The following is a 19,734-nucleotide window of genomic DNA, read 5'->3' as shown; positions in this document are numbered from 1 at the left end:
ATCTTATTTTAGAAAGGTCCCATTCATATATTCTCTATAAGCGGTCCGTATTTCTTCTTCTGTATTCATAACAAACGGTCCACGTGCCACAACCTGCTCTTTGACCGGATCGCCTGCATACAGCAGAAACCGCATAGGCTCTTCGGCTTTAACAGCTATTTCACTTTCACCGTTTCCGCCATGTTCCAATTCAAGGACCTGGCTATTGGCCCCTTGAACACCATTTTCCCCAAAAATCCCGCTGCCCTCTATAATATAAATAAAGCCTTTGTAGCTCCCAGGCAGGTCCAGTGAAACTTTAGCGCCTTTTTCCATCCTTACTTCAACCATTGTGACAGGCACATGATTTAAGGTTGGAGATACAACACCCTTGGAGGAACCGGAGAAGACCTTAATAACAGCACCCTCTTCCTCCCAGACAGGTACGTCACTGCCTTTGAGGTTTTGATATCTTGGTGAAGTCATTTTCTTCTCCCGCGGAAGATTGATCCACAGCTGCAGCGAATGGGCAGTTATTCCTTCTGACGGCACTTCATTGTGAACAACCCCGCTGCCAGCTGTCATCCATTGGACATCTCCTGGCCCTAATACACCGCCCTCACCGGAATGACTGTCATAGTGCTCAATGGCTCCTTTAATAACATAAGTGACTGTCTCAATTCCGCGATGGGGATGAACGTCAAAGGCTCCTTTTTGAAATTTATCTTCCATCATAAGCAGAAAGGGATCATACTTCTCCCAATTTCCCGGTTCTATTACAGGTCCTGCTGCATGGATGGGACTGTGCTCCTGCAATGTCACATTCCTGACTGAAGCAATAGCCCGTTTGGTATTTCTTTTATTCTCCATATGCCACCTCTCCCTATATTTGAAAAGGAGCAACTGCAAAAACAATTGCTCCCTCTTTAATTATTGGTTACCTTTTTTAATCCAGCTGGCAACTGTGACAGTTCTTTTCGCCTGATGCTTAACAGCTTCCTTCACATCTTCAATCATTTTTCCATCCTGATCAACTGTTACGCTTGTTCCATATGGATTGCCGCCTGCTCCAAAAAGAACCGGATCGGTGTAGCCAGGAGCAGCCACAATCGCTCCCCAGTGATACATTGTAGTGTAAAGAGACAGAATCGTTGCTTCCTGGCCTCCATGCGGATTTTGAGCTGATGTCATTGCACTTACTGCCTTATTCATAAGCTTTCCTTTTGCCCAGAGACCTCCGGTTGTATCAAGGAACTGCTTCATTTGGGAAGGCATATTTCCGAAACGGGTAGGTACACTGAATATGATGGCGTCTGCCCATTCAAGATCGTCAGGCTTAATTTCAGGGACATCCTTTGTCGCTTCAATAGTTGCTTTCCATGCTGGATTGCCTTCAATGGCAGATTGAGGTGCCAGTTCCGGGACCTTAAACACTTTTACTTCCGCACCAGCTTCTTTGCCGCCTTCCTCCGCCCACTTAGACAATTGGTAGTTTGTTCCGCCCATGCTGTAAAAAATGACCGCCAATTTTACGTCTTCCATGTTAATCGTCTCCTTTTTGGTTGAATTTCCAAATAACCTTGATAGGATTCCCATAACAGCACTCCCTATTCTTTCATCCTCTTCCCTTTTCATACACTTTAATAACAATCATTATATTTGTTTATACCAGCGGGCAGCAGCCTCCACTTCACCCATAGTTAATTGGTGTCCAAAATTTTCCCAGTGAAGTTCTGCCTTCGCTCCAGCGCTTTCCAATAAAGACTGTAAATCAGTGGATTCTTCTGCCGGACAAATGGGATCATTGGTTCCGGCTGCTATAAATACGGATGTTCCGCTAAGATCAGGCAGTTTAACACCTCGCCTTGGAACCATCGGATGGTGCAAAATGGCCGCTCTTAAAGCGTTCTCATGATGGAATAATAAACTTCCTGCAATATTAGCTCCATTTGAATAGCCAATTGCCACGATGTTTTCACGGTCAAAATCGTAATTTTGGGCAGCTTCATTTAAGAAATCGTTCAACTCTTTCGTGCGGAAAATCAGATCTTTTTCATCAAAGACACCTTCTGCCAGTCTGCGGAAAAATCTCGGCATCCCATTTTCCAGCACATTACCGCGCACACTAAGAACAGAAGCATCCGGATCTATATGACCTGCAAGCGGAAGCAGGTCAGTTTCTGTTCCTCCCGTTCCGTGAAGCAGCAATAATACAGGCTTTGAAGAATTCTTTCCTTTTTGAAATATGTGTTTCATCGTATCTTCCTCTCTAAGGTTTATTCCAGTTCCCTGACTTTAATAGGAATTAATTTTCGCTCGATGCGACTTCGCATAGTCTCATATTGTTCAGGCAGCATCAGCTTTTCACCCATTTTTCCGGACGATTCATCATGCGCAAATCCTGGCGGGTCCGTTGCAATTTCAAAAAGAATCTCCCCATGCTCCCGAAAATAAATAGCATTAAAATATTTCCGATCCTTTACTGGAGTTACTCCATAACCATTGGACCTCACATATTCCTGCCACTCCAATTGGGCCTGGTTATCTTCTGCCCGCCAGGCGATATGATGGACAGTGCCGACACCCATCTTTCCACGCTTGCCGGTGATTTTTTTCAGATCTATGACATTGCCGATTTCTGCTGAGGATTTGAATCGGATCATTTCTCCTTCTTCCCCCATTCGCTCTATACCCATTACTTTTTCGAGCAGATGTGCTGTTTGTTCCGGCTGGGATGAATAAAGAATGGCCCCTGCAAAGCCTTTAACTGCAACATCAGGAGTGATGCCTGCAAATGACCAAGTATTTGGCTCACCCTCATCTCTTTCAACCATTTCTAATACGAGACCATGCGGATCATGAAATCTTATTGATTCTTCACTGAATCTTTTTTCGATTGTGTAAGAGATTTTAAATTTCGCCAACCGGTCCTTCCAGAATTCAAGGGCATCTTTTGGAATTGCATAGGAGGTGACCCCAACCTGGCCATCCCCAATGACTCCCCGTAAGGCATTGGCCCATGGGAAGAAGGTGATGATGGTTCCTGGCTTCCCTTCCTTATTGCCAAAATACAGGTGATAAGTGCCCGGGTCATCAAAATTCACAGTCTGTTTGACCATCCTTAAACCTAATACGCCTGCATAGAAATCGGCATTTTCCTGCGGATGGCCGACGATTGCGCTGATATGATGGATTCCACTGGTTTTTCTGTTCACTTTTAACACCTCTTCTTCTTTAATGTAACCAGAATTCAATCTATGAAACTCATTTTAAGTCGAATATTATTAATTCAAGATAATTAAGCTTGTTACTTCGAAATGATTTATCTTGAATTCGAGATAATTATAAAATACATATTTACTAATGTCAATCTTTCAGAAACAGTAACGAAGTTAGATCTATCCTAGTTGATTCAGCATATTGACATCTTCTTAAACATAAAGGAATATATGAATTATATTATTAGAATCTTCCGACAAATAAACGGAGGTAAGAATATGTACAATGCATACTGCCGAATATACCAGAAAACCTACAAGCTGCTATCCCCTTTTCTGCCATGGCGGGAACCGGAGTTAATCGAAGGACCCAATAGCCTGGACAGACTGCCGGATATAATTAAACAGAAAGAAATCAGCAGAATTTTGATTGTCACTGACAGCGGCATCACTGCTCTTGGCCTGATGGATGGTTTGCTATTAAGTTTACAGAAAAGAAATATTGAATACCATATTTATGATAAGACCATTCCTAATCCAACAATTAGTAATATTGAAGAAGCACTTGAGGTATATATCAAGAAAAATTGCCAGGGTATTCTTGCATTTGGCGGGGGTTCGCCAATGGATTGTGCTAAAGGCGTTGGTGCCAGAGCTGTGAGGCCTGAGAAAAGCATTCCGCAAATGAAAGGCCAATTTAAGGTCAGAAAAACTCTCCCTCCCCTTTTTGCCGTTCCGACTACAGCAGGCACTGGAAGTGAAGCCACTGTTGCAGCGGTCATTACGGACAGCCGGTCACATGAGAAATACGCAATCATTGATTTGAACTTAATCCCTCATTATGCCGTTCTTGACCCATTGATTACCATTAAGCTGCCGCCTCATATCACAGCTGCAACCGGTATGGATGCAATGACTCATGCCATAGAAGCGTACATTGGGAGAAGCACGACTGCAGAGACCAGAAAATTCAGTATTGATGCAGTCAGGCTGATTTACGATAATCTTTACGAAACATATGTGAATGGAGAAAACCTGGATGCAAGAGCCAGCATGCAAAAGGCTGCATATCTTGCAGGACTGGCTTTTACGCGATCATATGTCGGCAATGTTCATGCTATCGCCCATACGCTGGGAGGATTTTATTCGGTCCCTCACGGTTTGGCTAATGCCGTCATTCTTCCTTATGTACTGGAGTATTACGGAGAGACAGTCTGGGAACCTTTAGCTGAATTAGCAATAGCTGCAGGTATTGGTGATCCTGCAGCTTCAGATGGAGAAAATGCAAAAAGCTTTATCAGCAGCATAAAAGCCCTTAACCATAAAATGGGGATTCCACAAAGGGTGAGCGGAATTATAGATAATGACATTCCGTTAATGGCTGAACGTGCCTTGAAGGAAGCCAATCCCTTGTACCCTGTGCCGAAAATCTTCGGCAAAAATGATATGTTAACACTGTATCAATTGATAAAGGAATAGGACTATCAATAGCTCAAAACACAAATAAAAGGCAGATGCATATTAAAATGCATTCTGCCTTATACCCTTCATTATCTGAACCAGCCCTTTCTCTTAAACCACCAAAACATGCCCATGGCAATCATAAACATTAATAACAGAGTTTCAAAATATCCATATTTCCAGGATAATTCCGGCATGTTTTCAAAATTCATTCCATAAATGCCCGCTATAAAAGTTAATGGCATGAAAATGGTGGTTATCACGGTAAGAACTCTCATCACCCGGTTAGTCTGGTGGGAGTTGATCGATAAATAACTGTCACGGATATCAGTCGTCAATTCCCTGTTTTCATCAATCATTTCAGTTAATTTCAATAAGTGGTCATGAATATCTGCAAAATATTCGTATCTTTCCTTGACACCCTTAAGCCTATGGGAATTAATGACCCGATAGATTAAATCCCTCATTGGAATCACTGTATACCGGATTTGCAATAAATGATGGCGTATATCAAATAATTTCTCCAATAATTCTTCCATTGTTTCATCGTTAGGATTATCTTCAATGAGACTCAGGCGATCTTCCAGCTGATAAACAATGGGAAAGTAATTATCCACTATTTTATCAATGATATGGTACATAACCAGATAAGGATCCCACTTATTAATCTTCTTACTTAAGTTAAGCCTTTCCCAAACCTCATTCATTTCCCTGGATGATTCATGATGGTAGGATACTATGTAATTAGAACCGATAAAAAAGTTAATCTCCTGTTTATCCTCATTTATATGATTTAAGCTATGGGTGACAAAAAAGCTATAGTCTTCATAATAGTCCATTTTAGGGCGCTGAAGTTTGACTACACAATCCTCAATGGCCAGGGGATGAAAGTTAAAAGTCTTTTCAAGTTCAGCTGTCTCCGTCTCGGTTGGCTGATCAAAATCAACCCAGAACCACTTATAACTTTCCCACTCCGCTTTCAGCCTCTCTAAAGTAATATCATTCTTCAATTCATTTTTCTTATTAACAGCTTGTATTCTAATCATGATTGTCTCCTAGTCTGTACATCATAAAACGTATTTTTTCCCATTCTGAGGAAGAATATCGGTGATATTTAATATTTACCTCTTCAGCCGAACATGTTAAACTTATTCTTTTTTAAAAGTAGAATCGATACATGTATAGATAGCAAAGAAACCAGGTTGCTGAATCGCCTGGCTTGCCCTACTAGTCCCGAATTCTTTTAAACGGAAGAAAGATTTTTCACAAAGCCTGTACTCTTTGCCTGAAAACCCAATCTTATATAAAATTGATGTGCATTTTTGCGTACTGCTCTGTTACCGCTATTAAAAACGATTGCTGCTGCCCCCAATTGTTCTGCATAATGTTCAACAGCCTGCATCAGCTTCTTCCCTGCTCCGATTCCTCTGTACTCTTTATCTGTAACTAAGGCAAGGATCCGGATATGAATGCCGTCTGCATTATATAAAAGACCAATATGGAATCCAGCCATTCCGATCACTTTATCTTTCAAGCAAGCCACTATTGTATAGTAATCAGGATGTAAAGAAATGGCATTCAGCCTCTTTTCCATTTGCTCCCTTGATACCGGATACCATTAGTCTGGCAAGATGAGGAATATCCTCATTAGCTGCCTCTCTGGTATATATGTGAAGCTCCCTTTCCTGCATGGGTTTATTCCCTTGTCCAAATCGCTTTTGTATATCCAATTTTCAGACCTGCTTTTTCCATATTGTTCTGGCTAACTGAACCAAACCTTGCCTGCCCAGTCACAAGTTCGGAATTATTGGTAATCGCCTGGTAAATTCGGGCTTGTATTAGCGCCCCATGTACCCCCCTGTTCCTGAAAGCTGGCAAAACAGCTGCAGCCGCAAGACTCGCTGTTCTCTCTTCGATATAAACAACCCCTATTCCAGCTGATTCATTGTTTACAAGGGCAAGGTAAAAGAACCAGTTTTTATTGTTATAAAGAACTTCATTATTTTCAGCTATCCCCTGGCTTAGAAATCCAGGCAAGCCAAATCCCTTTGTATATAGCTCACCGAAAAGATGAAAGTCGCTTCTTTGCATCCTGCGTATATCAATATCGGCATGTATCGGAGTGTCTTCCAGACTTGATGTTTCCGCATATAAAGTGGTATGGAAATCACATTGATAGAACCCTTTTTGGTGAAGCAGCTTCAGTAATTCTGATGATCCGTTAGATGGGGTGATCTCCAATCGAACCGGTATTCTTTTTTCCTGATAGAAATCTATTAATTGATCCAGGACCTCTGCATCTGCTTCACTGAAACCTTTTACAAGATTGAAGGCTGGTCCCGGCATATTATTGGCAGTAAACGCTGTTGTCCTGCCAATTCTTTTAATTTCCACGCCCATTGGATTTCCGTCCCTATTTTGAATAGCCGTCAATCTGGAGTGCAGCACATCAGTCTCTGCCTGATCCAGCCTCACAGCCAAGTCCGTTTTCATCACTAGTTTCATCATTCTCACCTCATTTATTAATCGTCAAGTCTTCCAAACGAATGCAATATTTTATATCGTTTAACTGCAAGTATCCCTTTCCAATGATTGCGTGCAACCGGGAACTCATTTTCAAATTGTCCCCAGCTCCAGTTAATGTCCCAAGTCCCTTCATTTGAAAGCTGCTCAATATAGAAATCAAGATTATCATTTATGTACGTTCCAAATTCCATAGAAAGAAAGTCCTCAGGCTGCTCAGCAAAATCCAATGGAGTGGCTACATAGCCTTCTGACCATACTGCTTTACTCTTACCGGCAGCTTGATAAGCAAGTGCATTCACTTTTTCAGCCGTTTCCTTGAGCGAGTAATGAATTCTTGAATCGAATTCAGTTTCCTGCCCAGGCATCAGCTTAACCAGCTGCTGAAAATTATTTATTTGATGTCTATCCATCTCATCTGCTTTCATTAAATAGTCAATTGCACTTTTTACGGTTTTCCATCCTATTTCAGCAGCACTGCTTCCAGGTGCTGACCAATGCAATAAAAACCCGGCGAGCTCTGCGCTCGGATTATAAGACCAATTGTCCTGGACATTCTCGGTCCAATGCCACCATGGAGCATGCGGGTAGTCATTGTTAGAAGGCATCACAGATGGCCACATATACTTCTCATGCATATAGCTGCTTTCTAAATAATTTACTAGTTTTTGTACTACATTCAACTCGGGCTTTGCTTCAATGTCCAGTAAAATTTGTCCGGCAGCCCAGGAAGCCATTGGTGACGAATGAGGTGACCAGAAATCCGGTTCAATGCCATGTCCAAATCCTCCGTCTTCATTCTGAAACGCTTCAATACACTCTATTACCCTTTCATCGTTACGATCCTCAAAATGATAAGACCATAGGGCTGATTCCAGAGGCCTTGCATTTCTTTTTATCCATCTGCTTGTCTTTTCAAATTTTTCCTTCGGTATCTTCATAGATAAGTTCCCTTCCTATACAGGCCGATTGATTTCTAATAAGATCTTCTAGCCATACTTTTAATTTCCTTTTTTAAACAATAAAAAAAGGAAAAGAGTTAATGCTCTTTTCCTAATCAATCCATTTTACAATATCATCGAATGGTCTGCGTGTTTTTGGCCTAGGATCCTTCACTCTATACCCAAAGGCACACATTACCGACAGCCCGAAGCTGCCTTCTTCAAGCAAGCCTTCCTCATTTAGCAGCTTATTCATTTTTTCAATGTCAAACCCCTCAATTGGGCAGGAATCTATGCCAATTTGTGCAGCGGCGGTCATCATATTCCCAAGTGCGATGTAGCTTTGTTTACAGGCCCAGTCAAAAAGAGGCCGATCTCCTTCCAGAAGATCAAAATCGGACTTCTGAAATTCCTCGATCCGCTGCAAATATTTCTCCATCATCTCTTCCGGCATCCCGAGAGTATTTTTAAAATGATCCTTCAAATACTGCGAGTCATATTTAGTATCATTTTTCGTTCTTGCCAGGATTAAAACAAAGTGGCTGGCTTCAGGCAGTTTACCGAATGCTCCCCAGGCTGCATTTTTAATTTTCTCACGGAGCTCCTGATTCTGAACAACCACAAAACGCCATGGTTCAAAGCCAAATGAACTTGGTGACAGACGGCCTGTCTCTAATATAAACTTGAAATCTTCTTCGGGAATTTTTTTATTTGGATCAAATTCCTTTGTCGCATGCCTGAATTGATAGGCATTCAGTATTTCTTCCTTTAAAGCTTCCTTTTCACGCAAATGCAAACACTCCTTCTCTGATTGATCTAATATAAACGTAACACATTGCCAGCACAACTTTCATGAAATCAGCTTTTAGTCTGCCCCTTTTACTCCTAATTTTAATCCCTTTGGGCACTTTCACTGCAGATCCATTGACAGCCTGATCATATCCCGGCAGCGGATTCCATTTTCATGGATATCGTCTTTGTAATGCCGTACAAAAAAGTTTTTATCGATTCCGGTGATTTTAAAGCCGCATTTCTGATAAAGAGCAAGCTGCCCAATACTGGAATTACCAGTTCCAATCTCAAGGGTCTTAATCCCGCTTTGAGAAGCAGCCTCTATTGCATGCTGTATAAGTTTTCTGCCAATGCCCCCTCCCTGATATCTTTCCTCGACAGCAATATTAACAATCTCACAGGTCCCAGGTCTTGTGTCAAGAAGGATATACACGCCGACTGCTGCTTCATTAAATTCTGCGACATATGTAGTTCCTCGTATTATATAATCCTTAATAAATTCAATTGAAGGATCGGCCAATAGCAGAAGATGCATTGGAGGGGGCTCTGAATGGCCAATTTTTCGAATCTTCATATGTCCTCATTCCTAGGCCTTTCTGGCAAAAAATGAAGGGTAAAGCCTTCCTCTCTTTCTATAAAATGATGATCCATGGCAGTCAACTCCCCAGTTTATTTTCAATTACTTTTTTTATTTGTGTTTCCTTTTCATGCTTATCGATATATTCAAAAAGCCCAATTCTATTTCCCCAAGGATCTGAAAATGTAGCCCACTTAACAGGGACTCCTTCTCTTGAGTGGATTTCAAATGGAGTGAGTTTTAATTCTGCGATTAGTCTTTCACGTTCCTTTTCAAGATCAGGCACACCAAGTCTGACTGGACCGCTTCCTATACTTGGGGCACCCACTGCTATCTGAAGCCAGCACCCTTTAATGAGTTCCCACTCCGCAAATCCTTCATGGGGAATGAAATCAGGTTTTTTATTAAGCAATGTTTCATACCACCACACTCCTTCTTTAATATCCAGTACCCGGAATTGCACTGTCATTTCATAAATCATTTCCTTCCCTCCATTCTTATACCAAATTATGTATTTCGCTGGATTTCTCTCTATTCCTTCATTTTCATTGTTTTTAATTATCGGCAAAGGGAATTAAGTGTAGTGAATATCGTAAAGGGAGTTGGATGTCACATGTCAATTAAAGCATTAGTCCTAAACTGTACACTAAAAAAAAGCAGTGAACCTTCCAATACCAGAGCACTTATCGATGAGGTTCTTAAATTTTTTGATAAAACGGAAGTGGAAACCGAGGTTATTACAGTGGCAGATTTTAGGATTGGCTACGGTATTACTTCTGAAGCTGTGGATCAGGAGGACGAATGGCCAGATATCTTCAAGAAGGTTGAAGAGGCAGACATTCTTATTCTTGGTTCTCCCATCTGGCTAGGCGAACAAAGCAGCATTACCACTAAAGTAATTGAGAGATTGTATGGAGGAAGCGGTCTGACGAATGAAAAAGGACAGTATATTTATTACAACAAGGTAGGCGGCGCAGTGGTGACTGGCAATGAAGATGGCGCGAAACAGGTTGCACGTTCCGTGATATATTCACTCTCCCATATGGGATTTACCATTCCGCCGAACGTTGACACCTATTGGGTTGGTGAGGCTGGCCCCGGTCCATCCTTCATTGAAGCAAAAGGCTATGAAAATGACTTCACCAGACAGCATGCCAAAATAATGGCTTATAATTTAATTCATTTTGCCCGGAAGTTAAAAGCACACCCGATACCAGCAGAAGGAAATATTGTTAAAAGCTAGTCACATTAACAAGCAAAAAGAACCAGCATTGGCCTCAATTGCTGGTTCTTTTTGCAATGACTTTAGACGAACTCGCCTTACAGCCAAATATAAAAAACCGTCCATACCGCAATTAGCGGATAGACGGCATTAACCGGCTTCCCTGATTTCTTCCATGTTAAATTTTTTCTTCTGGATAACCATGAGCCTAATTGATAGACAAACACCTGCAGCAAGAAGCCCGAGTGTAAGGCCTAGCCAGTAGCCAGTTGCACCAAGGTCTGTATAGTGTGCAAGTACATAACCCGCGGGCAGGCAGATCAGCCAATAAGAAACCAGTGTGATTATAAAAGAAATATTCACATCTTTATATCCTCTTAATGCTGCTAGTGCTGTAGCCTGAATGGCATCGGAAATCTGGAAAAACAGGGCATAAATCAGAAAATGGGCAGTTAGGGCAATAACCGCCTGATCAGTAGAATAAAAGCCCGCAACCTCATAGCGGAAAATGACAACCAGGATCCCTGTGAACAGTGCTACTAAAACAGAAAGATAGATGCCCAGCCAGCTGTAGGATTTTGCATCCTTATACCTGCCTGCGCCCACTTCAAACCCGACTAACACGGTCTGCGCCATTGAAATACTAATTGGAATCATATACAGGAAGGAAACAATGTTTAATGCAGACTGATATGCAGCAATAGTTGTGACATTGAATTTACTGATTAAAATGGTCACCGCGGCAAACATACTAGTTTCAAAGAAGATTGACAGTCCCATGGGTACACCAATCTTTAAGATTTCCTTGCATTTATCCCATGAAAACCCCTTCATGCCGCTAAAAATGGCATAGCTTGAAAAAGGAGCCTTCGTTTTGATAATTAATGCCGTCAAGACAAGGATAAACCAATAAGTAATAGAAGTTGCATAACCGCCTCCTGCACCTCCTAATTCAGGAAATCCCCATTGGCCAAAAATCAGGACATAATTCAGGAAGAGATTGATGGGAAGTGAACAGAATAAAATCACCATGACAACTCCCGTTTTGCCGAGTGCGTATATGAATGATCTTAAAACATTAAATATGAATAAAGGAATGATCCCGAAGCTAAGACCCACTAGATATCCATGAGCCGTTTCCTCCACACCAGCAGGCAGATTCATTATCTCAAGCAGCGGATCAAGCAATATCGATCCCAGAAGGATGACTGTAAAAGCAATGATAAATCCCAATAAGATGCCATTTTTTACAATAGATAAAACTTCTTTGTTCTTTTTTTCTCCAATTGCTTGAGCTGCGATTGGGGATACTGCCATCAATATTCCACTGAGCCCGGTAAAAACGGGATTCCAAATGGAGGTCCCAATCGCTACTCCGGCAAGGGCCTCAGCATTATACCGTCCTGACATAATTGTATTAAAAAATCCCATTGCAAACATGCCAAGCTGCGTGATGAGGATAGGAAGCAGCATGAATGTGATTTGTCTGAACTTCTCCTGTAAAGAAAACGTCTGATACATCCTCAAGACTCCTTTACAAAATAGTAAACACAAATAATATTATATTATATTTTCAAAAAGAAAGACCTCTTTTTCATTCAAAAGAAAAAAGAGCTTCGGCAGCTCTTTTTCCGGAAATCAATCTTCATCTTCAACAATATATTTAAGTTTTTGCAGCTTATTGCTCCAGAATTGCTCATAAAAGGAGAGCCATTCCTTTAATTCAGTCAGCGGCTCAGGCTGAAGATGATAAATTCTTTCTCTGCCTGCTTTTTCCCCTTTTACTAAATCAGCTTCAGAAAGAATACGAAGATGTTTTGATATGGCAGTACGGCTTATAGGAAAATGCGCGCTTATCTCTGAGATTGGGCGCTCTTTTTCAGCAAGCAGCCGTAAAACTTCTCTTCTCGTAGGATCGGCGATTGCCTGAAACACATCATGTTTCCTGGCAGGAGCACCCATTATTCCTCAACAGCCTTGCCAAGCTCCGCAAGAATTCCAGTCCACCCGTGAGACATTCTTTCACGGATAACCGCACTATCCTGCTGGGCTTTTTCAACCAATTCACCCGGCTGTTTCCATCCGCCATGTATAAGCGTAAATTCAGTTTTCCCGCCTAAATCTTTTAAAATAAAAGATACAACCCATCCATCAGTATCCCATTGAAAAGAAAGCCTGTTTGGCTCATCCAGTTCTGTCACCTTACAAGGTGACGGGCCAAAAGGAGATTGAATATGGAACTCATATCCAACCTCAGCCTTAAAATCATTTGGCATAAACCACGCTTCGATTCCTTCTGATGTTGAAACTTTCTTCCAGACTTTTTCGATAGGCGCATTGAGTATTACAGTTTGTTTAATATCCTGAATTGTTTCCATTTTCTTATTCTCCTTCGTCTATAAAATACAACCTTTTGGTTTCATATGGATTATATAAAACCTTTTGGTTTCATGTCAATTCCTGTTTGCAAAAATAAATGCCCTGTTATGCAGGTTGATCGATATAATCTGCAGAATACATATTATATCTTAAGGAGGGATTATTAATGCAGGAAGCCATTCACGCCCAAAAGCTATCTGACCTGGAAACTGCAATTCATACATACGTTCGTCCCGACACCTTTCCGCTTGCTATTAAAGTAATGAAAATGGAGGAGGCATTGCCTGACAGAGTAAAACGGCCGGCAAAAGACTTCGGCAAAACATTCAGCATCTGCCAGGGAGTGACGATGTCAAGAAGATATGGCTGGGCGGTTGCCATGGGCAGAGAGGATTTATCATGCCCCATTGCTAAAATTGCTTTCGGATTTGAAGAAGAACTGGATTATTACTCAGAGGGAAATTTAACAGATGGGATGTATACAAAAACGTGTAATCTAGGTGCATTAACCGAAGCGGCGGTACCTAAGTTTACAAAAGAGGAAGCCGGGACCGTGCTGATGGCACCTCTGGGGAGAGCTGCATTTGAACCGGATGTAATTACTGTTTACGGAAATTCGGCACAAGTCATGCGAATGGTGGCTGGTGCACTCTATCATACGGGCGGCGAAATTACTTCCACTTTTACAGCCCGGGCAGATTGCGCCGATATTGTTATTAAGACAATTCAATCCGGTAAGCCGCAGGTTATTCTGCCATGCTATGGGGACCGGGTCTTCGGTCAGACACATGATCACGAAATGGCCTTTACCATCCCCTTTTCCATGGCGGATGATTTTGCAGAGGGATTAAAGCAAACCCACAAAGGCGGTGTGCGCTACCCTGTCCCAGCCTACCTTCAGTATGAGGCAAAATATCCTGACACATATGAGAAGCTTAACGAGATGTTTAATAGCATTCCCTGAATAAGAGCTGGCTCCTCCAATAGAGGTGCCGGCTGTTTCATTTTGGGAAAAGGGTAAAATAAAAAGACGGCTATTAAGAGAGAAGTGAGGATTTTTGAGCAAATTATTCCCATCCCTATATGATCTGGCCATGCAGCCTCTTGAAAAAAGAAAATTTCAGAAAATCAGAAGCGAGATTCTTACCATGACTTCCGGCCGTGTTCTCGAAATCGGAGCCGGTACAGGCATCAACTTCCCCTTATACAAAAATGCAGACCGGGTAGATGCAATTGAACCGAATCAGGCTATGATTGAAAAATCACTTCCTCGAAAATATGAGGCTGCAGTTCCTATTCAAATTCACCAGCAGTCTGCTGAAAAACTCGAATTCGCCGACAATACATTTGATTCTGCCGTTGCCGCACTGGTGTTCTGCACAATTCCAAATCCTGAAAAAGCACTCGCAGAGATCAGACGGGTCTGCAAGCCACAGGCAAAAATACTATTCTTTGAACATGTAAAAATGGAACAGCCCGCTCTCGCATTTGCCCAGGAAGCCCTCAATCCTCTATGGAAGCGGATATGCGACGGGTGCCACCTGAACCGGAATACACTTCAGGCTATTCAAGATTCAGGCATGAAAATAACGAACGTGACTGCCTATTATAAAGGATTGTTTCTGGTGGTGAAGTGTGAGAATCTTGATAACGGCGCCATTTTTGTTAAATGAGATAGGCTGTTATCTTAGGGGATTGCTGCTTTAGATAATACCCATTGGCAGGAAAACCAACTAAAAAATACGAAAGGAGAAGCGATAGTTGAACAAAAATAAAACAAATATGATTATCTCGATAGTTGGAAGTGTCGCTATTCTAACGATTGGCGGATTAGTATTTAACCAAATTCATAAAAACGATCAAGCGAATAGACTCATTATAGAGAAATGCTTTGATAACTTTGATAAAGCTGAAGAGGTAGTGATAAAGAAAGATGGCTTTTGGTCACCTGTTAGCTGTGAGAAAAAATAGCATTTTAAGACCTTATATTCGGGGTCTTTTTTTGTTTCGGCGTTATTCCTTCTGATTAACTACCACTTTCCTCTGCTTCACTTCATTTCGGCAGTAATCCTCCTGATTAATTGCCATTCCCCCTCCTCTACCTCGTTTTCGGCATTAATCAAAGTTAACCATCGCAAATTCTCCCAAAAAAAGAAGGCCGATTCAATCAGCCTCCCTTAATTAAACCCTCTTTAATTCATAGTTGCGCTTATCCACCAGCTTCTTATCATCCCTTTTAATAGAACCTGGCACTGTTAATTCAATTATCGGCTTAACCCTGATCACATTCTGGACTTTTGAAGCAAGGTCAGGGTTTAAACCTTTTTCAGATTCTATAAAAATCGTAATCTGGTCCTGTCCCTGCTCATTTGTTACCACAGCCTGATAAACCGGATACCCTGCTTCATTCAAGAAGTGTGACAGCTGTTTTTCTCTAACAAACATCCCTTTAACTTTTACACCATCACTCACACGCCCCAGCACTCCCGCAATCCTTTTCCCTTCATACCCTTTAACCCAGCGGGAAAGGTCGCCAGTGCCAAAGCGGATAAGCGGGTAGCTTTTATCAAATAGAGTGACAACCACTTCTCCTTCTCCATCTGTCACTTCCACTCCAGTCTGCGGGTCACAGATTTGAACAATCGCAGAATCTGTGATTCTCAGTCCAGTTCCCAATTTGTCCTCAAAAGCTAGACAACCGCAATCTGCAGTCCCATATCCTTCATATACGGAAATTCCATTGTCTTCACACCTTTTACGCGTTTGTTCTGTCAGCATTTCAGCAGTGAAAAACGCTTTTTTCACGACAATATCCTTTCCTGTCTCCCATCCTTTTTCTGCGATGGCATCCAGCAAAAGGATAAAGAAGCTCGGTGTTCCCACATAGCCGGTCACTCCGACATCCTTCATAACCTGAATCTGCAGCTCCCGATTCCCGGTTCCGGCAGGAATGACAGTTGCTCCTAATTCACGAAGGGCGGAGTCAAACATAAAGCCTGCTGGTGAAAGATGATAGGAAAATGTATTTTGGACTATATCCCCCTTCCCAAAGCCCGCTGTCTTAAGAGCTTCTGAGAAACGCCAGAAATCTTTCCCATTCGTCTGCGGATCGTAAATCGGACCCGGCGACATAAAAATTCGTTCCATTTCATATGGCTTTACAGCTGTGAACCCCCCGAAAGGCTGGTCTGCTGATTGCAATTCCGGTAATCTGTCTTTTTTAAGAACTGGGATTTTTTCCAGGTCTTTTAAGGTTTGCATGTCACCTGGAGAAATACCGGCTTCCTCAATCCGCCTTTTAAATCCGCTTGCATTTTCATATGCATGGTGAATTACTTCCTTCAGCTTTTCCATTACAGCCACCTCTTTCTTCTTTTATAAGATTTAATATCTTTATAGCTTTTCCGTCCCTTATCCCCCATCCCAAGGTAAAATTCACGTACATCCTGATTGGAAAGAAGCCGGTCCACCGTTCCATCCATCACAATCCGGCCGTTTTCCATGATGTATCCATAATCGGCAATCGATAATGCAACATTGGCATTCTGCTCCACTACCAGGATCGTGGTTCCCTCTTCTTCATTGATTTTCTTTATAATGCCAAAGATTTCTTTAACTAAAAGCGGGGCCAGTCCTAATGAAGGTTCATCTAGCAGCAGCACCTTAGGCTTTGCCATGATACCTCTTCCGATGGCCAGCATTTGCTGTTCGCCTCCTGACAGGTAACCGGCCTGCCTGTGCTTCAGCATTTCAAGCTTTGGAAAATAATGATAGACTTTTTGGATATCACTCTTAATATTCTTCCTGTCTTTCCTGGTATGCGCACCTGCAATCAGGTTATCCTCTACAGAAAGGTGCTTGAACACGCGTCTTCCTTCCATGCACTGAAAAATACCTTTCTTTACAATTGTTTCCGCATCGTTTACATCAATGCGCTCTCCATAAAGCTCAATAAATCCATCCGTGACTTCACCGTTTTCGCTTTTCAGGAGGCCTGAAATCGCTTTGAGCGTAGTCGTTTTCCCTGCACCATTGCTTCCAAGCAAAGCAACAATTTTCCCTTTTGGCACCACCATCGACATCCCTTTTAATACAAGGATGACCTTATCGTACATCACTTCTACATTGTTGATAGTCAGCATACATCTGCCCTCCCGGTTATCTCTATATTTTCGTTCCCAGGTCAAATACTGGATTGTTCTTTGTTTGCGAATCTTCATCTTCCTTTGCCAAATTTCGAGTTTTTTTGCAAAGTTCACAACAGGCCTTTAAAAGCGAACAGGAGGCGGGTAAAAACCTCGCCCCCATCATGTTAGTAGCCGATATAATCAGTGAACACTTCAAACTTGCCATTCTTCACTTCTGCCAAGCGGACTTGGTTTGTACCAGCATGATTGTCAGGAGAAAAAGTAACCGGTGCGGCTAATCCGCCAAGGTCCAGATTTGAAATCTTCTCCAGACCGGCACGGATGCCTTCGCCGGAAGTCGGGTCTTCAGCAAGCTTTAGGCCTTCGACCATAATTTTGGCGGACACCCACCCTTGGATAAATTTCTGGTTCTTGTCCTCCAGCTTTTCTCCCTTGCTTTCAACGTACTTCTTGATTTCTTCCATTCCAGGCAGATCTTCATATGGGAAGGCATGTGTAACCACCCCGATAAACCCTTCAGCCGCATCACCGGCGATTGGAAGCAAGCCTTCACCTGTAGCCCAGTTTAAACCGATGAATTGTGTGTCCAATCCAAGCTTTTTAGCATCTTTTAGAATGGTTGCTGTTGCACCCCAGGTTTGGTTGATAATCGCATAATCAGGGTTTTTCTTTTCCATGTTCAGCAATTGGGATGTTGCATCAAGGGTTTTTAGGTCGACAATTTGTTCATCTACAATTTCAATGCCATTTTCCTTGGCAAAGTTTTTGGCATCTTCAATTGGCGATTTTCCAAAAGCTGTATCATTGTAAATTAAAGCTACAGTCGGTGTGCCGCCAGTGTGGTTGTCTTTTATCCATTTAAGTACGGATCTTGCCTGATCGGAGTATGATGCCGCAGCCAGGAAGTTATATGGACTTTCGTCAATATTCTTCAGGTTCTCTGAGTATGATGCCGAAATGAATGGAAGCTTGTCGGCAGCCACCTGCTGGCGGAGGGCCTCTGTGTCCCCTGTTCCCCATCCTAAAATGGCCGATACTTTATCTTTTGATTTTAATTTCTGATATAGTTTTTGGGCTTCCGGAATTTTATAAGCATAGTCATCACCAATTAATTCGAGTTTATAGCCGTTAATCTCCTCGCCTGCAATGGATTCAAAAAAAGCTTTTTCACCTTCTGCATATGGTGTTCCAACATCACCGGTACCGCCAGTAAGATCAAAAATACCGCCGATTTTAACAGTGCCGCCTTTCTTGTCACCTGATGCTTCCTCGGAGCCTCCTGAACAGCCAGCCAGCATTCCAGCCATTAATGTTGCTGCCAATAAACCTTTCCAAAGCTTCTTCATAATGTTCCCCCTCATTTTTTCCTCTTTTTTTATAAAAATTTGAAAGAGTTACTTTCAAAATTTTCAGATATTATTACCCGGGAATTAATAGGAAAACGGCCACAGTTTAAAATAGTCTTTGATGTTTTTCCATATTTTCGCGAGACCCTGCGGTTCATAGATTAGGAATAAGATAATTACCAGGCCGAATACTACCTCTTTCATCCCGATTAGGACAGCGGATAAGTCAGGAAACACCCCACTCATCATTTCTACTCCGGATCTTAGGAGAACCGGAAGCAGCGTGATAAATACAGCTCCGTAAATTGACCCGAATACACTGCCCAGACCACCGACCAGTATGATTGCCAAGTATTCGATGGACACTGAAATGCTATAAAGCTCAGGACTGACAACCATTGTATAATGGCCGAGTAAAGCGCCGGCAATGCCAACAAAGAAGGAACTTACAATAAATGCCAATACTTTATATTTGAATAAATCAATTCCGATAACCTCAGCTGCCACATCTCGGTCCCGGACTGCAATAAATGCCCTGCCGACCCGCGACCTGAAGAGGTTCAGTGTGAAGATGGCTGTAATAATCAGCACCACAAACATAAGGTAGTAATAGCTCCGTTCACTGTAAAAGACAAAACTGCCAAGTTCAGGCCTGGATAGGACCATTCCTGCTGTTCCGCCAGTCAGCGCATCCCAGCGTGAAATGACAAACAAAATGATAACCTGTGCTGCAAGGGTGGCAATTGCCAGGTATAAACCTTTTAGCCTTAAGGATGGCAGTCCGAATAGTCCGCCGACTATCGCCGTTACAATCCCGGCTGTCGGCATGGCAATCCAGAAGCTTAACCCCAGCTTTGCTGTCAAAATGGCCGACGTATAACCGCCTACCCCCAGAAAGGCCCCCACCCCTATAGAAATCTGGCCCGTAAAGCCAGTCAGGATGTTCAATCCAATTGCTCCAATCGCAGCAATCCCGCAAAGGGTAGCCAGTCCAATGATATAATCGGATGCAAACATCGGAAATATAGCAAAGGCAGCGAGCAAAATGAACACCCTCATCCTTACTCTGGTTATCTTCCAGATAGCCATATCTTGTTTATAATTCACATGGAACTCTCCACAATCCATTACAAAAGGATTTCTCATTG

Annotated in this window: 23 protein-coding genes; 5 read left to right on the top strand and 18 right to left on the bottom strand. The window is 42.2% G+C overall.

Translation table 11 applies throughout. The features are described from left to right. Positions 1-3: 3 nt before the first annotated feature. From NSQ49_RS21830 to NSQ49_RS21815, 4 genes are all read right to left on the bottom strand, one after another. A complete protein-coding gene (locus NSQ49_RS21830; protein WP_251283978.1) occupies positions 4-849 on the bottom strand; it encodes a pirin family protein in 846 nt (281 codons plus the stop codon). A gap of 60 nt (positions 850-909) precedes the next feature. Beyond that, complete coding sequence (gene wrbA, locus NSQ49_RS21825) at positions 910-1,521, bottom strand: NAD(P)H:quinone oxidoreductase (protein WP_159862868.1); 612 nt, start codon at positions 1,519-1,521, stop codon at positions 910-912. 111 nt (positions 1,522-1,632) lie between these two features. After that, entirely contained in the window at positions 1,633-2,235 is a 603-nt protein-coding gene (locus tag NSQ49_RS21820; protein WP_251283979.1) for an alpha/beta hydrolase, read from the bottom strand. 20 nt (positions 2,236-2,255) lie between these two features. Then, the gene (locus NSQ49_RS21815; RefSeq protein WP_251284013.1) at positions 2,256-3,194 is read right to left on the bottom strand and encodes a ring-cleaving dioxygenase; all 939 of its coding nucleotides are present in this window, start codon (positions 3,192-3,194) and stop codon (positions 2,256-2,258) included. 282 nt (positions 3,195-3,476) lie between these two features. Here NSQ49_RS21815 and NSQ49_RS21810 point away from each other — a divergent pair, with 282 nt between their 5' ends. Then, positions 3,477-4,676 (top strand): iron-containing alcohol dehydrogenase, encoded by a 1,200-nt coding sequence (locus NSQ49_RS21810; RefSeq protein ID WP_251283980.1) that lies wholly within the window; start codon positions 3,477-3,479, stop codon positions 4,674-4,676. 71 nt (positions 4,677-4,747) lie between these two features. Here the strand turns inward: NSQ49_RS21810 and corA are convergent, their stop codons facing one another. From corA to NSQ49_RS21775, 7 genes are all read right to left on the bottom strand, one after another. After that, on the bottom strand, positions 4,748-5,704 hold the full coding sequence (gene corA, locus NSQ49_RS21805) for a magnesium/cobalt transporter CorA (protein WP_251283981.1): 957 nt from the start codon (positions 5,702-5,704) through the stop codon (positions 4,748-4,750). Positions 5,705-5,901: 197 nt separating this feature from the next. Next, positions 5,902-6,252, bottom strand: coding sequence for a GNAT family N-acetyltransferase (locus NSQ49_RS21800; RefSeq protein WP_236566142.1), 351 nt, complete (start codon positions 6,250-6,252; stop codon positions 5,902-5,904). A gap of 101 nt (positions 6,253-6,353) precedes the next feature. Next, positions 6,354-7,163: a GNAT family N-acetyltransferase gene (locus NSQ49_RS21795; RefSeq protein WP_159863031.1), complete on the bottom strand. Its 810-nt coding sequence runs from the start codon at positions 7,161-7,163 to the stop codon at positions 6,354-6,356. A gap of 17 nt (positions 7,164-7,180) precedes the next feature. Continuing rightward, positions 7,181-8,122 carry a hypothetical protein gene (locus tag NSQ49_RS21790; protein WP_159862864.1) on the bottom strand — a complete coding sequence of 314 codons (942 nt, stop codon included), beginning with the start codon at positions 8,120-8,122 and terminating at the stop codon, positions 7,181-7,183. Positions 8,123-8,234: 112 nt separating this feature from the next. Then, a complete protein-coding gene (locus NSQ49_RS21785) occupies positions 8,235-8,912 on the bottom strand; it encodes an NAD(P)H-dependent oxidoreductase (protein ID WP_159862863.1) in 678 nt (225 codons plus the stop codon). Positions 8,913-9,032: 120 nt separating this feature from the next. Beyond that, positions 9,033-9,488, bottom strand: a complete 456-nt coding sequence (locus NSQ49_RS21780; RefSeq protein WP_159862862.1) for a GNAT family N-acetyltransferase — start codon at positions 9,486-9,488, stop codon at positions 9,033-9,035. A gap of 82 nt (positions 9,489-9,570) precedes the next feature. Next, positions 9,571-9,972, bottom strand: coding sequence for a VOC family protein (locus NSQ49_RS21775; RefSeq protein ID WP_251283982.1), 402 nt, complete (start codon positions 9,970-9,972; stop codon positions 9,571-9,573). A gap of 132 nt (positions 9,973-10,104) precedes the next feature. Here NSQ49_RS21775 and NSQ49_RS21770 point away from each other — a divergent pair, with 132 nt between their 5' ends. Then, complete coding sequence (locus NSQ49_RS21770; protein WP_159862860.1) at positions 10,105-10,734, top strand: flavodoxin family protein; 630 nt, start codon at positions 10,105-10,107, stop codon at positions 10,732-10,734. A 129-nt stretch (positions 10,735-10,863) separates the two neighbouring features. Here NSQ49_RS21770 and NSQ49_RS21765 read toward each other — a convergent pair whose 3' ends face one another. The 3 genes from NSQ49_RS21765 to NSQ49_RS21755 all read right to left on the bottom strand — a co-directional run bounded on the left by NSQ49_RS21765 (position 10,864) and on the right by NSQ49_RS21755 (position 13,091). Beyond that, entirely contained in the window at positions 10,864-12,234 is a 1,371-nt protein-coding gene (locus tag NSQ49_RS21765) for an MATE family efflux transporter (RefSeq protein ID WP_159862859.1), read from the bottom strand. A gap of 117 nt (positions 12,235-12,351) precedes the next feature. Then, entirely contained in the window at positions 12,352-12,675 is a 324-nt protein-coding gene (locus tag NSQ49_RS21760; RefSeq protein WP_159862858.1) for an ArsR/SmtB family transcription factor, read from the bottom strand. Then, positions 12,675-13,091, bottom strand: a complete 417-nt coding sequence (locus NSQ49_RS21755; protein ID WP_159862857.1) for an SRPBCC family protein — start codon at positions 13,089-13,091, stop codon at positions 12,675-12,677. Before NSQ49_RS21755 ends, NSQ49_RS21760 begins: the two co-directional genes overlap by 1 nt. Before the next feature lie 167 nt (positions 13,092-13,258). Between NSQ49_RS21755 and NSQ49_RS21750 the strand changes: the two genes are divergently transcribed. The 3 genes from NSQ49_RS21750 (at position 13,259) to NSQ49_RS21740 (ending at position 15,063) form a co-directional block, all read left to right on the top strand. Further along, a complete protein-coding gene (locus tag NSQ49_RS21750; protein WP_159862856.1) occupies positions 13,259-14,056 on the top strand; it encodes a DUF169 domain-containing protein in 798 nt (265 codons plus the stop codon). A 94-nt stretch (positions 14,057-14,150) separates the two neighbouring features. Next, positions 14,151-14,765 (top strand): class I SAM-dependent methyltransferase, encoded by a 615-nt coding sequence (locus NSQ49_RS21745; RefSeq protein WP_159862855.1) that lies wholly within the window; start codon positions 14,151-14,153, stop codon positions 14,763-14,765. Positions 14,766-14,853: 88 nt separating this feature from the next. Continuing rightward, positions 14,854-15,063 carry a hypothetical protein gene (locus NSQ49_RS21740; RefSeq protein WP_159862854.1) on the top strand — a complete coding sequence of 70 codons (210 nt, stop codon included), beginning with the start codon at positions 14,854-14,856 and terminating at the stop codon, positions 15,061-15,063. A gap of 210 nt (positions 15,064-15,273) precedes the next feature. On the opposite strand, the gene NSQ49_RS21735 is transcribed toward NSQ49_RS21740, so the two are convergent. From NSQ49_RS21735 to NSQ49_RS21720, 4 genes are all read right to left on the bottom strand, one after another. Beyond that, positions 15,274-16,446 carry a phenylacetate--CoA ligase family protein gene (locus NSQ49_RS21735; protein WP_159862853.1) on the bottom strand — a complete coding sequence of 391 codons (1,173 nt, stop codon included), beginning with the start codon at positions 16,444-16,446 and terminating at the stop codon, positions 15,274-15,276. Further along, on the bottom strand, positions 16,446-17,234 hold the full coding sequence (locus NSQ49_RS21730; RefSeq protein ID WP_061792213.1) for an ABC transporter ATP-binding protein: 789 nt from the start codon (positions 17,232-17,234) through the stop codon (positions 16,446-16,448). Before NSQ49_RS21730 ends, NSQ49_RS21735 begins: the two co-directional genes overlap by 1 nt. Positions 17,235-17,404: 170 nt before the next feature. Next, the gene (locus NSQ49_RS21725; protein WP_251283983.1) at positions 17,405-18,586 is read right to left on the bottom strand and encodes an ABC transporter substrate-binding protein; all 1,182 of its coding nucleotides are present in this window, start codon (positions 18,584-18,586) and stop codon (positions 17,405-17,407) included. 84 nt (positions 18,587-18,670) lie between these two features. Beyond that, entirely contained in the window at positions 18,671-19,732 is a 1,062-nt protein-coding gene (locus tag NSQ49_RS21720; RefSeq protein ID WP_159862851.1) for a branched-chain amino acid ABC transporter permease, read from the bottom strand. Between the last annotated feature and the right edge of the window lie 2 nt (positions 19,733-19,734).

Source organism: Cytobacillus sp. FSL R5-0377 (assembly GCF_038004385.1).
Lineage (GTDB): Bacteria > Bacillota > Bacilli > Bacillales > Cytobacillaceae > Cytobacillus.
This window is presented reverse-complemented; position numbering and strand designations above follow the sequence as displayed.

What these genes read in the sequence shown, in the direction of transcription:
- NSQ49_RS21720 (WP_159862851.1), bottom strand. Translation starts at nt 19,732, where the DNA reads ATGAGAAATCCTTTTGTAATGGATTGTGGAGAGTTCCATGTGAATTAT.
- NSQ49_RS21795 (WP_159863031.1), bottom strand. Translation starts at nt 7,163, where the DNA reads ATGAAACTAGTGATGAAAACGGACTTGGCTGTGAGGCTGGATCAGGCA.
- NSQ49_RS21730 (WP_061792213.1), bottom strand. Translation starts at nt 17,234, where the DNA reads ATGCTGACTATCAACAATGTAGAAGTGATGTACGATAAGGTCATCCTT.
- NSQ49_RS21820 (WP_251283979.1), bottom strand. Translation starts at nt 2,235, where the DNA reads ATGAAACACATATTTCAAAAAGGAAAGAATTCTTCAAAGCCTGTATTA.
- corA (WP_251283981.1), bottom strand. Translation starts at nt 5,704, where the DNA reads ATGATTAGAATACAAGCTGTTAATAAGAAAAATGAATTGAAGAATGAT.
- NSQ49_RS21750 (WP_159862856.1), top strand. Translation starts at nt 13,259, where the DNA reads ATGCAGGAAGCCATTCACGCCCAAAAGCTATCTGACCTGGAAACTGCA.
- wrbA (WP_159862868.1), bottom strand. Translation starts at nt 1,521, where the DNA reads ATGGAAGACGTAAAATTGGCGGTCATTTTTTACAGCATGGGCGGAACA.
- NSQ49_RS21760 (WP_159862858.1), bottom strand. Translation starts at nt 12,675, where the DNA reads ATGGGTGCTCCTGCCAGGAAACATGATGTGTTTCAGGCAATCGCCGAT.
- NSQ49_RS21790 (WP_159862864.1), bottom strand. Translation starts at nt 8,122, where the DNA reads ATGAAGATACCGAAGGAAAAATTTGAAAAGACAAGCAGATGGATAAAA.
- NSQ49_RS21755 (WP_159862857.1), bottom strand. Translation starts at nt 13,091, where the DNA reads ATGGAAACAATTCAGGATATTAAACAAACTGTAATACTCAATGCGCCT.
- NSQ49_RS21735 (WP_159862853.1), bottom strand. Translation starts at nt 16,446, where the DNA reads ATGGAAAAGCTGAAGGAAGTAATTCACCATGCATATGAAAATGCAAGC.
- NSQ49_RS21810 (WP_251283980.1), top strand. Translation starts at nt 3,477, where the DNA reads ATGTACAATGCATACTGCCGAATATACCAGAAAACCTACAAGCTGCTA.
- NSQ49_RS21765 (WP_159862859.1), bottom strand. Translation starts at nt 12,234, where the DNA reads ATGTATCAGACGTTTTCTTTACAGGAGAAGTTCAGACAAATCACATTC.
- NSQ49_RS21775 (WP_251283982.1), bottom strand. Translation starts at nt 9,972, where the DNA reads ATGATTTATGAAATGACAGTGCAATTCCGGGTACTGGATATTAAAGAA.
- NSQ49_RS21770 (WP_159862860.1), top strand. Translation starts at nt 10,105, where the DNA reads ATGTCAATTAAAGCATTAGTCCTAAACTGTACACTAAAAAAAAGCAGT.
- NSQ49_RS21780 (WP_159862862.1), bottom strand. Translation starts at nt 9,488, where the DNA reads ATGAAGATTCGAAAAATTGGCCATTCAGAGCCCCCTCCAATGCATCTT.
- NSQ49_RS21830 (WP_251283978.1), bottom strand. Translation starts at nt 849, where the DNA reads ATGGAGAATAAAAGAAATACCAAACGGGCTATTGCTTCAGTCAGGAAT.
- NSQ49_RS21725 (WP_251283983.1), bottom strand. Translation starts at nt 18,586, where the DNA reads ATGAAGAAGCTTTGGAAAGGTTTATTGGCAGCAACATTAATGGCTGGA.
- NSQ49_RS21800 (WP_236566142.1), bottom strand. Translation starts at nt 6,252, where the DNA reads ATGGAAAAGAGGCTGAATGCCATTTCTTTACATCCTGATTACTATACA.